The sequence below is a fragment of the Bradyrhizobium sp. Pha-3 genome (genome assembly GCF_042258325.1).
GTDB lineage: Bacteria > Pseudomonadota > Alphaproteobacteria > Rhizobiales > Xanthobacteraceae > Bradyrhizobium > Bradyrhizobium elkanii.
On record NZ_CP170151.1, the window covers coordinates 8,238,667 to 8,250,741 of the forward strand.

Sequence of the window (12,075 nt, forward strand, 5' to 3'; positions counted from 1 at the left end):
GCGCTGAAAGGTGCACGTACGGTTCGGGGAGGAGAAGCGCGCTCGCGCTTCTTACTCCACTCGAGACCGATCAGGGCTGGCTCTATCTGGCCGCCGTCATGGATCTGTATAGCCGTAGGATTGTCGGCTGGGCGATGGCGGAACATTTGCGCGCCGACCTGCCCTTGGCGGCCTTGCGGATGGCGATCTCGGCGCAGCGGCCAAGTGCCGGCCTGATCCACCATTCCGATCGCGGCGTTCAATATGCCTCGGCGGATTACCGCAAGCTGATGCAATCCGCCGGCCTCAGGGCGTCGATGAGCCGCAAGGGCGACTGCTATGACAATGCTCCGATGGAGAGCTTCTTTCACACGCTCAAGACCGAGCTCGTTCATCATCGCCAGTACCAGACCCGCGCCGAAGCCCAGCGCGACATCTTCGCCTTCATCGAAGGCTTCTACAATCGAACGCGTCGTCACTCCGCCATCGGCTATATCAGCCCGATCGAGATGGAGCTAAAAGTAGCTTAACCCTGTCCATTTTTTTGGGGGAAGATCACGACAGGGCCGCCGCCAAAGCAGCAGCACCGAGGGCAACGGCACTGCGAAGTCCAATTAGCCTGCAAGAAGTAAATATACGCGGAATCGACGGTTCTAAGGATTATCTGATAGCGCAAGCGTATTGGAGATGCATGGCAAGCCATGCTATCATCATCATCGAGCGCGCCGGGCGGCAGGCTTTGTTCAACTTGAATGCTTGCCGTCGCCTTCCATCAACATTCGCTCGATGCGAGTTGCTCGCTCTTTCGTCAGATTGACCGCCAAGCTGGTCCCAATCATTGCTGGCCCCTTACGTTGCCGATCGTAAACCATCCAGCCCGTTGCCCCCTGGCGTACCAAGAATCTTGATGGGGGAGACGCCTTGTCGCGCTCTCCCATATCCGATGCCGCCTTGTGTGGACGTTCCATTGTCGCCTCCCAAACCGCGCAACCCAGCTCTTTGTGCGCACCGGACTGATATTTTTCAGAGAAGACCCTGTCCCGTTGAGCCAGATGGATCTACGTACGATCTGTACCGTATTTGCTTGAACAGATGCTGCAGGATCTCATGGCGATCATACAAGTCGCGTTCGCGCTCTATTGGGAAGCGTCCGTCCTCAGAGTGTGCAACGGAGAGAGCAATAATCAAGCATACCAGTACGAACAGCGCTCTCACTTCGATTTCCTTGGCTAAAGCGCAAGGTGCGCTATAAAGGCGCTCAACACCTTAGGGCGCAGCTATGTTCGATGCAATTACGGAAGGCATTAGAAGGTGGCTGATTGGTACGGTTCGCTTCGGCGATAAAGCACGCGACGAGGGCGGAAGATCGGGCACTCGCGATACAGTGGCTTAGCGAATCACGCGCTTTCGTCGCAAGTGATCTGCGTCCCGTTGAGAAGTTGAAAAAGCTGACCTCGCTGGTCAACTCCCGGACAGCAATCGTGGCTATCGCGAAGAGTGTTTCAGAGGCTGTTTCAAACTATCGAAGCTCGGATCTGCCGTTGCCGATGAAGATCGCTCTCCCCGCAACGTTAGCTGCTATTCCCTTGGTCGGGGAACACGCTGCCGGCATCGCTGCGTTTGGCGGCGCTCTCGGCGTTCCCGTGCTGCTGCTGATCTTTCTCCGAGCGGCGGGCATCACCCCCAGCCGGTCAAGGAGATCGTCCTCGTTTTCAATCCACGGACCAATATCGGCTCGCTGACTCCAGTTTTTCGTTAGTCAATACCGACTTCACGGCATCACCCAGTATCGGCTCCCGCATGCCGGGCAGTTGCTTTGAGCAGCACTTCGTTCCCGCACGCAATCGGGGGGCGGTTTAAATGTTACTGCATCAGAAATCTATAAGCGACAATCAGGGCCACCATGCTGGCGAGAATCAGCATTGCCGAAAGGGATCTTCGGAGTATCGGCCACGTCGATTGGCGCGCAGCCGATAGACGGGGCCGGGACTTAGGCCCGCTTTGGAGCCGCACGGCTTTGCCCTCTGTGGTTGGTTTACGAGCCTTTGGTTCTGGGGCCGCGCCCACGCCTCCCATCTCGCTGTAATAAGCGCTGTAGACCTCACGAACGGCCAGGGCCGTGGACTCGACCTCGCTCATCGTCTCGAGGCGGGTTCGATAGTTAACCAGAAAACTCTGTGCGTTTGTCGGAAGGTCATCGAAACCACCGAGCTTGGCGATCATGAGCCAAGTGGCAAAATCCGCCTCGGCTTTCGTGCGAGCTTTCTTGGCGACACTGCTGTTGGAGCCGGAGGACATGGTGGTCCTATTCGTTCGCCCGCTCAAATTCGCTGACGTTCATGTCGATCGTTGGACAGCATGCTCTAGTTTGCCGGTTGACGTCAGGTACCCCGCTCAGCGGTCTGGCGTGGCGCGCTAGGATTTGCCTTTGCAGCCGAAGCCACCTAGCGAGCCCTGGACCACAATAAGGGGGCACCGGCATCGGCGCTGCGCTCTACGTGGGGGCGATAGGCTCCCGCGTGTTCTTCGTTGGCAGTGGCTTGGGGCCGCGCTCGTTCGTTCGCGCTGGTGGGGCGCATTCCTTGACGTGATCCGAGAGCGCAGCAGCCGCCAAGTGCTCCCAGTACTCGGCCTCTGCGAGCAGCTTCCAACTTCTGTCAGGATGATGTGCGGCACTCTGTCGACATAGCGACGCCATCGCTCGCAAGCGACTTACGGCTTCCATTGTCCATCCTCCCGTCGTTTTCTCCACTTTATTTTTTGTTTTTGCGTCGGAGTCATCATGATTATGGCTCTGAACTAATTCTTCTGCGGCAGCGAATGACGGGCTCCAAATTGCTTTCAGTTCGGGTTCGCATAGGCCCTAAAATGAACGCATAGCTCGCCGCCCGAAAATCAAATAGAACATTCACTCTTGGCCTTCGGCTCGCGCGTCTTTGTCCTGAAACAGGAAGGGCATCGATATTCGCGATGTAGGTCCGGCCGACCGCCAAGAGCGCTCGCCCGGATAGCTGGGGCCGCGACATCCTGAGAGTGCCTGAGGCAATCAAACTTCAAGCTAATTACGTTGGCGCGCGCATCGTCATGGAAGCTGCCAACCGCGCGGATGATCCCGACCACACCGACATTAGGAACGTTAATGGGGCGACGCGGAGACAAGACACTCAGGCGAGAAACGAGATCGGCTCATTCGTCCGATGCGTACTGTGTTCGTTAGAGCGCAGCCCACAGAACCAAGGTATGCATGCCCGAATCACGGCAGACAGCATTGGCTGCCGCTCTGAAGCATCGGAGACCACAGATGAAGAGCGCGAATTGAGCCATGTCACCGTGCGGCAAGATCGCGCTCTTTATCGATGGTCCCAACCTCCAGGCAACCGCGAAGGCGCTCGGCTTCGACATCGACTACAACCGCCTGCCCGAGCTATTTCAGAGCCGCGGCGCGCTGTTGCGGGCGTTCTATTACACGCCGATTGTCGAGGATCAGGAATATTCAGCGGTTCGGCCGCTCCTCGATTGGCTTGACTACAACGGCTACGCGGTTGTGACTAAGCTGACCAAAGAATTTGCAGAGGCCTGCGGTCGCCGCAAGGCGAAGGGCAGTATGGACATCAAGCTCGCAGTCGATGTCATGGAGCTCGCTGAGCACGTCGACCAGATCATCCTGTTCTCCGGCGACGGCAACTTCCGTTGCTTGGTCGAAGCCGTGCAGCGTCGTGGCGTCCGCGTGACTGTCGTTTCCAGCTTTGCAATCCAGCCGGCCATGATCGCCGACGAACTTCGGCGCCAGGCGGACGAATTTATTGACCTAGCGCAGTTGAAGCTGAAGGTGGGGCGCGATCCGTCTGAACGGCTCGGCCCCTCGTCAGGTGCTATCAGGTACCGCGATTCAGCCATCGCGGAATAACGCATGGCGGTAATTTCGTGCAACCTGACGGCGGCGCAGACAGTGCGCCGCTTAGTGCTCAATTCGTATCTCGTCCGTCTTTTGCTGATATGGGTGGTCAGTGCGCCTCAGGCGGAGAGCAGGGCCGATGACGGTAAATTGCCGTCAGTCGTGCCAGATGTCAGGGTCGAATGCTCGTTGAAGCGGAAGGCTGGCGAACTGTTCGAGACTGAAGCATTCGTCGCGCGGGAGCACTTCAAGGAAGACATTACGCCAACTGCCCGAGTCAGGATCTCATGGCTTGGCGCGACCTTCACGCGCCGGTACGCAATCAAAGTCGAAACCGAGGGCGATCCATCTCTGCACACTTACATTTTGAGGAGTCCCTCAAATGCGGTCGACATCAGCGAAGAACTAGGTGCTCGCGATGAGACCAAGCTCGCGAATGTGTGGTGCCTCTTGAGGCTGCAGGCCAATGGAGAAAGCGGGGCACTGCAGACCAATTCCACTCCCAACATATTTTTTGTTCGTGACGGTATGGGCGACCTCGGTGTGGTTGACCTGCTATGGGGTGGAGCCGGCTGGGAAATTGGAGCAAGTCCGATCGGAAGCCAACGGACATTGCCACTCGGCACTCGTGTCTTCTCTCACGGCGCGGATTAACGAATGTATCGAATTGACTGGGCTTGGTGCCGGTGTGGCGGGCTGAGCCTATGTCGAGCGTTCGGCTTGTTCCCTAGACGTATTGTCGTGGTTTAACGGGACATGCTGGATAAATTCGCGATCCTCAGATGAAGCTAAATCAGCGTATGGAGAGGTTTAGCCACATCGCTACCGTGCCGGTTCTAGCCTGCTGCTGGATGCCGCGCTGGACCAGCGCTCAGATTGCCGTAGTTCGCTCCCGAGCCGCATCAGGCTGGACTGCAGCCAGATCATTTCCTGCTTCTCGCACCTGCTGCGCCGAAACATTGTCTCCGCATACGTGCGCATGCGGAATCGATAGAGGAGTCGGGAATGACTGGTCATATCTCGCTCCATGCTGGTTTCACTATGAGATCCGCTTAATTGCATCATTATCTCCCACAGAAACGAATATTTTAATGCAATCTGGTCCAGCTGGCGTCTAAATCCAGCGCTAGAGCGCCTTTCTTTCGTGAATTTCATCACACGCGGGCGCTCGTGTGACAGTTCTGCTCAGTTTGATGCCGGCCAGCCATGCTTGAGCAGCAGTTTGTATCCGCAATTGCTCATCCACCTCGCCCGTGCGAGATGCGATTCGTACGCTTGCCTGGCGCGGATCGGCTCGCGCTCATGATCGATGTCGAGGACGATTTCGGCGACTTCGCGCCAGTCGGCACCTTCAGCATCGGCATCCAGCATGCGCAGATATGTAATCGCATATTCTTTGTCGTATGGCGTCACGATATCATCCACCGGCGTAGAATCGGCGACATGGGGCTTAAGCGGCATCTCGCGCATAGGCTCTCCGTGGATTTACTCGCTGCTTTTCACACGCCATTTGGGCCGATTGATGATTTCCTCTGCGGTGGCCAACGGTACGAACCGCGCGGTTGTGATGTAATTTGAGCACTCCTGCGGGGTGCACGCACGCATTGGATCGTTTCGTACAAAGTTTTACCCCCAGGTAGCGAACGCATTCTGTCACTAGTCTACTGGTTGAGCACACTTTAGATTGTTTCCTTTCGTCATTGTTACTTTTTGTTGCAGTGACAAATCGGTTTGGTTGGTGGGGTTTGGTATGGTGGATGTTGGGCGAGCCGGGGCTCGGCCTCGGATCTTGTACATCGTACCGGAAGACGAGACGTTCACGACCCACTTCCTTGAGCCGGCCCGCGCGGCGCGAGCGGCGGGATTTGATGTCATGGTCGCTACTTTTGTGCGGCACCAGCGGGATGCGATCGAACGAGAAGACTTCCGTCTACTGGAGATGCCGACGGAGCGCGCCTCTTTGTCGCTTGTTTCTCTACTTCGTTCGATCCTGCGTCTTCGCACAATTCTGGCTGAGGAACGGCCGGACCTCGTCCATGCGCTTTCCATAAGATCTATCGTGCTGTTGGGCTTATCGGGCCCGGTTGGACGGAAGTATCCTCTCCTCGCCTCGTTCACAGGCCTTGGGCAGCTGTGGGGACGCGCTGGATGGGCTGCCGAAATGGCCCGAGGTTTCGTTCGCCTGCAAGCCTGCTGGCTCTCGCGAGGGCGAACCGCACTCGTCTCATTTGAGAATGAAGATGATCGCCGCGAGTTTCCGCATCCGGCGGATTCCGTGATTTTCGGTGGATGGGGTATCGAGATTGGCTCCCGTCGCTCGACCAAAAGATCGGGTGACGGACCCGTCCGAGTCGCATTTCTGGGACGGATGCTCAGGTCGAAGGGTCTCGCGACCGTAGTAGAGGCCGTATCGCTCGCTCGGGCGCAGGAGCCGCAAATCGAGTTGGAGCTCTGGGGGACGCCAGACCCGGGAAATCCGACCAGCTATACAGTCGACGAGCTCAACCAACTCACCACGATCGACGGCGTCGCCTGGATGGGGAAGGCTCCCGACATCGCGACAGTCTGGGAGCGCACCGACATTGCGATCCTTTTGTCGGAGAGTGAAGGAATGCCGAGAGCGCTCATGGAGGCCGCTGGCTACGGCATACCGATGATCGCAACGAATGTCCCTGGCTGCCGCTCAGTCGTTCGGGACGGGGTTGATGGTTTTCTCGTGCCGCTCAACGATCCCGTGGCTGCCGCCGAGGCTATTGTGCGTCTCGCGCGCGACCCGGCCTCTCGGAACCATATGGGCCGAATGGCTCGCCAGCAGTTTGATGAACGATTCTCAAGAGACGCCGTCGTTCCGAAGATCCTCGAAATCTATTCACGCCTCATCACAAATCGTGAGAACGCAACTCTAGTTCAACTGCCGTGCGATCATGGATCTCAACCAATTCTATCATAAACGAAAAGTCCTCGTTACGGGCGCCGCCGGCTTCATAGGAAGCCATCTCACAGAAGCCCTCGCGCGAGCCGGCGCTGATGTGACGGCTATGATCCGGTACAGTTCTTCTCCAGCTTGGGGAAGTCTTGAGCATCTGTCGCCGGATCTGAAGAATTCAATCAACGTGGTCGCTGGAAACATCGAAGACCCTGAGTTCGTCACTCAGACGGTACGCGACCAGGAGATTGTCTTTCATCTGGCCGCTTTGATCGCGATTCCGTATTCATACGTCGCGCCACGAAGCTACGTGCGAACAAATATCGAAGGCACTCTGAACGTCGTGGAAGCTGCGCGGCAGCTCGGCGTTTCGCGCGTCGTGCACACCTCGACTTCCGAGGTTTACGGGACCGCAATCACCGAGACGATTGACGAAGCTCATCCGCTCCAGGGGCAATCACCGTATTCCGCGTCCAAGATTGGCGCCGACAAGATCGCGGAGAGCTACTCCCGCTCCTTCTCGACGCCCGCCGTGACCGTCCGCCCCTTCAACACGTTCGGCCCACGGCAATCGGCCCGCGCTTTCATTCCGACGATCATCTCCCAAGCCCTGACGCGCGACGTCATTGAGCTCGGCGCTCTTGATACATTGCGCGACATGACCTTCGTGGGGGATACGGTTTCCGGATTTCTCGCGGCAGGCGCGACGCCCGGGATCGAGGGCGAAACAATCAACCTCGGTACCGGCCAGACGTTCCCCGTTAGCCACTTTGCCGAGCGAATACTATCCCTGATGAACGTGAGAAAGCAAATTGTGCAAGATCCAAAGCGCATTCGCCCCGCAATGAGCGAAGTCCTTCGGCTTGTCTCAAACAATGGCAAAGCCCAGCAGCTTTTGCAGTGGACGCCAGGCACCTCGATTGACGAGGGGCTGAAGCTCACGATCAATTTTGTCGAAGCCAATATCGGCTCATATCGCGCCAACCTTTACAACATTTAGCGAACACTCGTCATATGACCAAAGCCCTGATTATGGCGGGCGGCAAAGGTACCCGCCTGAAGCCGTTCACCGCATCTTTTCCGAAGCCGCTTGTGCCGCTCGGAGATTTGCCCGTACTCGAGCTATTGCTCCGTCAATTGAAAGCCGCCGGCGTTCAAGAGGTGGTGCTTTCTGTCAATCACTTGCATCACCTGATCCGCGCATTCTGCGAGGATGGCTCCAAGTTTGGGTTGAAGATCGACTATGTACTGGAAGACGAGCCGTTGGGGACCGCCGGATCGTTAGCCTATGCGCTCGACAAGCTCAGCGACGATTTTATCGTCGCCAACGGGGACCTGCTCACGAACTTCAACATAGCTAAAATGGTGCAGGAGCATCGCACGCAGCCAACAGCCGCTTCGATTGCCGTGTTCAAACGAAGCACGAAGATCGAATTCGGCCTGGTTGAGGTTGACGGCAACATGCGGCTTACGGGCTATCGTGAAAAGCCCACCTACTCTCATTTGGTCAGCATGGGGCTGTATGTCCTCAACCGCGGTTCGGTTGCCCCCCATCTGGTGCCCGGCAAGTACCTCGACATGCCACACCTGATGCAAATTTTGATCGAAGCCGGTAAATCCGTCCTCTGCCGATCGCAGGATTGCCTATGGCTCGATATTGGCAGGCCGGAGGACTACGCAACGGCGCAGCAGCTGTTTGAAGAGAAGCGGGAACTGTTTTTGCAGAGTGAGCGATGACAGTCGCACTGGTCACCGGAGCGAGCGGCTTCCTTGGCCGCTATGTCATGCGCGAGCTGACACGGCGGGGCGTGAAGGCCGTTGGATTGTGCAGATCGTCAGGCTCCGCCGACGACCTATCGATTCTACTTCCGAGGCCGCCCACGCGGCATGACTTGCGTGGCGTCTTGGATAGCGTGCGCCCTTCAATGATTCTTCATCTGGCTGGCCAGACCCACTCAGACCTGCCAGAGGATATCTATCAATCTAACGTCATCCTGGCGGTTCACCTTCTTGAGGCGGCACTGAGCGTCGACCAGCCGCCCACGGTCGTTCTGGCGGGAAGCGCTGCGGAATACGGCCGGCCCATACATAGGGATTGCATCGTTCGGGAAGCCGATCGCTGCGCACCTCTGAGCCTCTACGGCATTTCAAAGTTGACCCAAACCCATCACGGTCTCGCCGCGCATGCTCGTGGGTTGCCGGTTATCATGGCGAGGCTTTTCAATCCGATCGGCGCCGGAGCGCCCCGTTCAACGGCATTGGGAAGCTTCGCGAGCCAACTCGCGGCGACATCCCGCTCTGAGCAGACGTTGAGAACCGGCCCGCTAAATGCCGTGCGTGATTTTGTTGACGCCGCTGATGCAGCCCGCGCACTTGTCGACCTGGCTGAAACTCCCCGCGCTGTGGGGCAGATCATCAACGTTTGCACGGGGGTCGGCACCACCGTTCAGCATCTCGTCGACCGCCTCATGGAGATCGTAGACGCCCCGATCACTCACGAAGTTGAGGGAGAGCGACGCGGCACAAGCGACCTCGATATCATTATCGGCGATGCCAATCGTCTGAGCCAACTTGGCATCGCGGTTCCGCTTCCGGACGTCGATGCGATCTTGCGCCAGATGCTCGCTGCTGCACAGGCTGAAAATAGGCAGGTGTCGCCTTGAATACGGCCCCCCTCACCGTCATCATTCCCACTTACTGCGACGGCGATGCGCTGCGGCGCGCCTTGCGCTCCGTGGCGTGTCAGACGCTCCAACCACGCGAAGTAATCGTAGTGGACGACGCGAGCGGCGACGAGTCCACTGACAGGATTTGCAGTGAGTATGTCGCTCAACCGATCAAGTTGATCAAGCTTCCCCGAAACCGTGGTCCTGGTGCCGCTCGCAATACCGGCATCCTGGCAAGCTCGGAGCCTTTTCTGGCATTTCTCGACGCAGACGACGAGTGGCATCCAGAAAAGCTGCGAATTCAAATGGAGCTGATGCTGGCTCCGGGATCACCGCTCCTCAGCTCCCATCGCAAGGGTTTCGCCGGAACCGCGTGGTCATCCCTCAACGAGCCGATCAATGCACGATGCATTACGCGAGGCGCCATCCTGGTCGCCAACGTCGCGCCTATTTCAACAGTCGTTATTCGACGAGATGCTGTCAGGCACCATTTTCCTCAGACCTATGCGTGTGAAGACTATTGGTTCGTGGCCGCACACATTCTCTCCGGCATCCGATCCGTGAGAATGGACGAAACGCTCGCGCGAGCGGACAAGCCGGCGTTCGGCACCACGGGACTGAGCGGCCGATTACATGCCATGCAGCTGGGCGAAATGCGCACGCATTTCTCATTGTGGGGAACGGGCCTGATCAGCGCGTGGGAGTACGCTCCGCTCGTCGCTTGGACGCTCGCGAAGTACCTACGGCGACTCTCGATCGTCCAACTCCGCAGCGTTGCAGTCTATTTCACCGACCGGGAGAGTAACCGAATGGACGCCGCCTCGAATCGCGGTCTGGAGAGATAAGTTGCCCGTCAAACGCAATCGACTCGGTCGCATGCCCGTCTTCGGCACGAGTTCAATGCCGCTCGATCAGCCATCAACAAGAGGGGCAGGCAAGGACGCGCTCGGTATGACGAATAAGAGAATTGGCACGAGCGGCTCGCAGACACCGTCAAGCGGCTTAACCTCAAATGAACGGAAGTCTCGCGCATCGCTTGCCATCGCCGATATGGCGTCGGCTGCTCGCCAGCGGCGGCTCTGGCTCCGGCTTGGCTGGAATGACATCATGCAGAGATACCGCCGTTCGGTTCTCGGCCCCCTTTGGCTGACGGTCAGTATGGCCATTATGATCGTCTCTCTTGGGCTTCTCTACGCGCAGATCTTTCAAAGCCGAATCGACGATTTTCTCCCGTATTTGTGCGTCGGCTTCCTGGTTTGGGGCTATTTCTCCAGCTTCCTGACCGAAGCCGGCTTGTTGTTCGTTGGCTCCGAGACCTACATCAAGCAGATTAAATTGCCCTACGCGTTGTACGTATGCCGGGGGACCTGGAGCAAGGTCATCATCTTTGCCCATAACTTCGTCATTTACCTGGGCGTGATGGCTTATTTCCACAACTCGCCAGGCGCCAATGCGTTGCTGGCCGTACCAGGGTTCGTACTCCTCACGATCAACGGCGCTTTGGTAACATTGTTCATCGGGATGGCTTCAGCACGCTTTCGCGACATCCCACAGGTGATCGGCTCCCTCGTCCAAATCCTCTTCTTCATCACACCGATCATGTGGAAGTCCGATCAGCTTAAGGATCGCACGCTCATTGTGGACTGGAACCCGTTCTATCATCTGATCCAGATCGTGAGAGACCCTCTGTTAGGCGACATTCCGACAGCCGCCACTTACGTGGTGGTCATCACGATGACCCTGATCAATCTTGTCGTCGTCGGGCTGTTTTTTGGCCGATTCCGCGAACGCATCTCCTATTGGGTCTAGAATGTCCTCTTTGACGAACGCAACTATCGAACGATTGGCACTGGACAACGTCAGCGTCTCTTTTCCGATTTACAGTGGGGGATCGCGATCTCTGAAGAAGGGCCTTCTGTATCGAGGATCGCGAGGACGGATCGCGAGCGATGCGAATGACCGCCTGGTGGTAGAGGCCTTGCGGAACGTATCGCTAAGGTTCTCTGTCGGCGACCGCGTGGCACTCGTGGGCGCCAACGGAGCCGGCAAGACGACGTTGCTACGCGTTATGGCAGGAATCCATGAGCCAGCCTCGGGCGCGGTCCGCGTTTCGGGGCGAATATCGCCGATGTTCGACATTGGGCTTGGAATAGACCCGGAGCTGAGCGGGCTCGACAATATCAAGCTTCGCGGACTTCTGTTGGGCCTCGATCCTGACGAGATCGACCAACTGATTCCGGGGATCGGACAGTTCACTGAACTCGGCGACTACCTCGAATTGCCGGCACGCACTTACTCGTCCGGCATGCTGACGCGGCTCACATTTGCCGTAGCCACGTGCTTCGCCCCCGAGATCCTCCTAATGGACGAATGGATTCTCGCCGGTGACGCCGGCTTCCTCGCCAAAGCCGAACAACGCCTGAAATCCTTCGTAGAGAATGCCAGCGTTCTCGTCCTGGCCTCCCACAACGAGCAGATCTGCAGGACGTGGTGCGAGAAGGCCGTATGGCTGGACGGCGGGCGCGTTAGAGCGGCCGGCCAAATCGACGAGATCTTGTCGGCCTATCGCAGCGCCACACTCGATCCTCGCTAGCAACGGTCGGCACGAG

At 57.6% G+C, this 12,075-nt stretch carries 13 protein-coding genes and 1 pseudogene; 11 read left to right on the plus strand and 3 right to left on the minus strand.

What is annotated here, in order from left to right:
• Positions 1-41 precede the first annotated feature (41 nt).
• Positions 42-509 (plus strand): annotated as a pseudogene (locus ACE10X_RS39400) (IS3 family transposase); the annotation flags it as partial.
• Between the two features lie 213 nt (positions 510-722).
• Here ACE10X_RS39400 and ACE10X_RS39405 read toward each other — a convergent pair.
• Positions 723-947: a hypothetical protein gene (locus ACE10X_RS39405; RefSeq protein ID WP_244436089.1), complete on the minus strand. Its 225-nt coding sequence runs from the start codon at positions 945-947 to the stop codon at positions 723-725.
• Positions 948-1,418: 471 nt separating this feature from the next.
• Between ACE10X_RS39405 and ACE10X_RS39410 the strand changes: the two genes are divergently transcribed.
• Entirely contained in the window at positions 1,419-1,721 is a 303-nt protein-coding gene (locus ACE10X_RS39410; RefSeq protein ID WP_174771034.1) for a hypothetical protein, read from the plus strand.
• A 121-nt stretch (positions 1,722-1,842) separates the two neighbouring features.
• Here the strand turns inward: ACE10X_RS39410 and ACE10X_RS39415 are convergent, their stop codons facing one another.
• Positions 1,843-2,277 carry a hypothetical protein gene (locus ACE10X_RS39415; protein WP_016841303.1) on the minus strand — a complete coding sequence of 145 codons (435 nt, stop codon included), beginning with the start codon at positions 2,275-2,277 and terminating at the stop codon, positions 1,843-1,845.
• Positions 2,278-3,301: 1,024 nt separating this feature from the next.
• On the opposite strand from ACE10X_RS39415, the gene ACE10X_RS39420 reads away from it, so the two are divergent.
• Complete coding sequence (locus tag ACE10X_RS39420) at positions 3,302-3,886, plus strand: NYN domain-containing protein (protein WP_018268919.1); 585 nt, start codon at positions 3,302-3,304, stop codon at positions 3,884-3,886.
• A gap of 3 nt (positions 3,887-3,889) precedes the next feature.
• Positions 3,890-4,528 carry a hypothetical protein gene (locus ACE10X_RS39425; RefSeq protein ID WP_016841305.1) on the plus strand — a complete coding sequence of 213 codons (639 nt, stop codon included), beginning with the start codon at positions 3,890-3,892 and terminating at the stop codon, positions 4,526-4,528.
• A 531-nt stretch (positions 4,529-5,059) separates the two neighbouring features.
• On the opposite strand, the gene ACE10X_RS39430 is transcribed toward ACE10X_RS39425, so the two are convergent.
• A complete protein-coding gene (locus tag ACE10X_RS39430; protein ID WP_016841307.1) occupies positions 5,060-5,344 on the minus strand; it encodes a DNA -binding domain-containing protein in 285 nt (94 codons plus the stop codon).
• 319 nt (positions 5,345-5,663) lie between these two features.
• On the opposite strand from ACE10X_RS39430, the gene ACE10X_RS39435 reads away from it, so the two are divergent.
• From ACE10X_RS39435 to ACE10X_RS39465, 7 genes are all read left to right on the plus strand, one after another.
• Positions 5,664-6,824, plus strand: a complete 1,161-nt coding sequence (locus ACE10X_RS39435) for a glycosyltransferase (protein WP_244436090.1) — start codon at positions 5,664-5,666, stop codon at positions 6,822-6,824.
• Positions 6,799-7,800 carry a GDP-mannose 4,6-dehydratase gene (locus ACE10X_RS39440; RefSeq protein ID WP_075968806.1) on the plus strand — a complete coding sequence of 334 codons (1,002 nt, stop codon included), beginning with the start codon at positions 6,799-6,801 and terminating at the stop codon, positions 7,798-7,800. The genes ACE10X_RS39435 and ACE10X_RS39440 overlap by 26 nt, the downstream gene beginning before the upstream one ends.
• Positions 7,801-7,814: 14 nt before the next feature.
• Complete coding sequence (locus ACE10X_RS39445) at positions 7,815-8,537, plus strand: sugar phosphate nucleotidyltransferase (protein ID WP_018268921.1); 723 nt, start codon at positions 7,815-7,817, stop codon at positions 8,535-8,537.
• 47 nt (positions 8,538-8,584) lie between these two features.
• Positions 8,585-9,463, plus strand: a complete 879-nt coding sequence (locus ACE10X_RS39450) for an NAD-dependent epimerase/dehydratase family protein (RefSeq protein ID WP_244436093.1) — start codon at positions 8,585-8,587, stop codon at positions 9,461-9,463.
• On the plus strand, positions 9,460-10,311 hold the full coding sequence (locus ACE10X_RS39455; protein WP_018268922.1) for a glycosyltransferase family 2 protein: 852 nt from the start codon (positions 9,460-9,462) through the stop codon (positions 10,309-10,311). The genes ACE10X_RS39450 and ACE10X_RS39455 overlap by 4 nt, the downstream gene beginning before the upstream one ends.
• A 1-nt stretch (position 10,312) precedes the next feature.
• Positions 10,313-11,275, plus strand: a complete 963-nt coding sequence (locus ACE10X_RS39460; RefSeq protein ID WP_244436091.1) for an ABC transporter permease — start codon at positions 10,313-10,315, stop codon at positions 11,273-11,275.
• Positions 11,276-11,432: 157 nt separating this feature from the next.
• Entirely contained in the window at positions 11,433-12,059 is a 627-nt protein-coding gene (locus ACE10X_RS39465) for an ABC transporter ATP-binding protein (protein WP_016841314.1), read from the plus strand.
• Positions 12,060-12,075 lie beyond the last annotated feature (16 nt).

Coding starts and splice junctions, on each gene's coding strand:
- ACE10X_RS39405 (WP_244436089.1), bottom strand. CDS start 947: ATGGAACGTCCACACAAGGCGGCATCGGATATGGGAGAGCGCGACAAG.
- ACE10X_RS39415 (WP_016841303.1), bottom strand. CDS start 2,277: ATGTCCTCCGGCTCCAACAGCAGTGTCGCCAAGAAAGCTCGCACGAAA.
- ACE10X_RS39420 (WP_018268919.1), top strand. CDS start 3,302: ATGTCACCGTGCGGCAAGATCGCGCTCTTTATCGATGGTCCCAACCTC.
- ACE10X_RS39425 (WP_016841305.1), top strand. CDS start 3,890: ATGGCGGTAATTTCGTGCAACCTGACGGCGGCGCAGACAGTGCGCCGC.
- ACE10X_RS39430 (WP_016841307.1), bottom strand. CDS start 5,344: ATGCGCGAGATGCCGCTTAAGCCCCATGTCGCCGATTCTACGCCGGTG.
- ACE10X_RS39440 (WP_075968806.1), top strand. CDS start 6,799: ATGGATCTCAACCAATTCTATCATAAACGAAAAGTCCTCGTTACGGGC.
- ACE10X_RS39445 (WP_018268921.1), top strand. CDS start 7,815: ATGACCAAAGCCCTGATTATGGCGGGCGGCAAAGGTACCCGCCTGAAG.
- ACE10X_RS39450 (WP_244436093.1), top strand. CDS start 8,585: ATGCGCGAGCTGACACGGCGGGGCGTGAAGGCCGTTGGATTGTGCAGA.